Raw genomic sequence first — 1,584 nt, forward strand, 5'->3', positions numbered from 1 at the left:
AACCCAGGACACAGATGACCGATACACGCATTAGCGAAGGCCTGAACTACGAACCTATCAACGATGAAATTGCGCAGGTTCTCCGCGACGTGAAGTTCCCGGCCAACAAGGACGGCATCGTCGATGCCGCACAGGAAATCGATCACGCGCGCTGGCGCCACGTGCCATTGCCGAAGTCGCACTCGCCTAGTCACGGCATGGTGAGTCAGGTAGTGCAAGTCCGTACATGACTCAACCACAACCCAGGACACAGATGACCGATACACGCATTAGCGAAGGCCTGAACTACGAACCTATCAACGATGAAATTGCGCAGGTTCTCCGCGACGTGAAGTTCCCGGCCAACAAGGACGGCATCGTCGATGCAGCACGCGCCGCGGGCGTGAGTAATGACGTAATCAGTGTGTTCGACGGCTTACCCGAACAGGACTACGCAAGCGCCGATGCAGTCGAGCAATTGCTCGGCAGTGGCGCAGGCCCGGGAATATCGGCTTGAAATAAAACACCAGTTCAGGCGGTCCCGGCCTTTTCAGCCCCAAACACCACCCGGCTGAAGAACTTGGCGAGCACTAACTCGGACATCTCGGCCCCGCAGCCTTGCGGGTCCGAAGTATAGAAAAACTGCATTCCATCGATCAACGCCGTCAGGCCCAGCGCTAGTTCTTCAGCCGGCATGGGTAACGGCGTTCCCGCACGCTCCGAAAACGCGACGATGTACGCCGTCGTCATCTGCAACAGTTCCCGGATGAATGCATTGAATTGCGCGCGGAATTTCGCATCGCGGCTTGACTGCAATTTCGCTTCGACCCAGAGCAAAAAACACTTGTTGTCGCGATAACAGACGCTGTAATACTGCAGGAGGCGCGCTTCCATGTCGGCGCGCGTCGCCTCGCCCTCGAAGATGGAATGCAGCCTTTTCATGATGACGTCGTGATCACGCTTGAGAAGATCGAGGAACAACGCCGACTTGCTGCCGAAGTTCGAATAAAAAGCGCCGCGCGTATAACCGGCCGACGCCGCGATGTCCTCGACGCTTGCCGCAACAAATCCCTTCTTCATGAATACCGCTTGGGCAGCGTCCATCAAACGCTCTCTGGTTTGATCGCGGCTTTGTTCACGGGTCAGGCGAATTCGGTTCATCCGCGAAGTTTATCATCTCAAAAATTTAGATGCAGAGTCGATTCCAGATACAGTGTTGTATTAGAATGCAACCCGTATCTCGGTATCAGCACACTCGAAAGCATGTGGGCATTGGCTTTCGGACGCTTCGATCACCGCAACCAAACTGCTTGAATCTCATGAAAACGCGTTGCATCAGGCTGAGTCGGCGCTGCGCGTTCACCGTTTTGCGTCGAGGTCATCCGTGATTCTGCAAGTCTGTCGTCGCATGTTCTCGCTGTTACCGCGGGTTGAAGGCCGCTCGGTTTCCTTCCGTGCAGCGCTTGTCGGATCCTTGCGCGAAGCGACCTCGGTCACGCCGCAAGGCGTGGGTTACGCTGAAACGCCGGGAATCTGGTCGGACGAGCAGGTCGAAGGCTGGAAGCTGGTCACGAAAGCCGTGCATGACGCAGGCGGCACGATCCT

3 protein-coding genes and 1 pseudogene are annotated in these 1,584 nt (G+C 56.3%); 3 read left to right on the forward strand and 1 reads right to left on the reverse strand.

Features of this window, described 5'->3' with window-relative positions:
- Positions 1-14 precede the first annotated feature (14 nt).
- Both ACRXB1_RS35785 and ACRXB1_RS35790 read left to right on the forward strand, forming a co-directional pair.
- A complete protein-coding gene (locus ACRXB1_RS35785; protein ID WP_449494740.1) occupies positions 15-230 on the forward strand; it encodes a DUF2795 domain-containing protein in 216 nt (71 codons plus the stop codon).
- Positions 231-253: 23 nt separating this feature from the next.
- Positions 254-496 carry a DUF2795 domain-containing protein gene (locus ACRXB1_RS35790; protein ID WP_061999489.1) on the forward strand — a complete coding sequence of 81 codons (243 nt, stop codon included), beginning with the start codon at positions 254-256 and terminating at the stop codon, positions 494-496.
- A gap of 14 nt (positions 497-510) precedes the next feature.
- On the opposite strand, the gene ACRXB1_RS35795 is transcribed toward ACRXB1_RS35790, so the two are convergent.
- Positions 511-1,140: a TetR/AcrR family transcriptional regulator gene (locus ACRXB1_RS35795; protein ID WP_449494739.1), complete on the reverse strand. Its 630-nt coding sequence runs from the start codon at positions 1,138-1,140 to the stop codon at positions 511-513.
- A 313-nt stretch (positions 1,141-1,453) separates the two neighbouring features.
- Here ACRXB1_RS35795 and ACRXB1_RS35800 point away from each other — a divergent pair.
- Positions 1,454-1,584, forward strand: a pseudogene (locus tag ACRXB1_RS35800) (oxidoreductase); the annotation flags it as partial.

The sequence above is a fragment of the Caballeronia sp. M23-90 genome (genome assembly GCF_053574605.1).

Excerpts from the sequence above, each read along its gene's own strand:
- ACRXB1_RS35785 (WP_449494740.1), top strand. The coding sequence starts at position 15 with ATGACCGATACACGCATTAGCGAAGGCCTGAACTACGAACCTATCAAC.
- ACRXB1_RS35790 (WP_061999489.1), top strand. The coding sequence starts at position 254 with ATGACCGATACACGCATTAGCGAAGGCCTGAACTACGAACCTATCAAC.
- ACRXB1_RS35795 (WP_449494739.1), bottom strand. The coding sequence starts at position 1,140 with ATGAACCGAATTCGCCTGACCCGTGAACAAAGCCGCGATCAAACCAGA.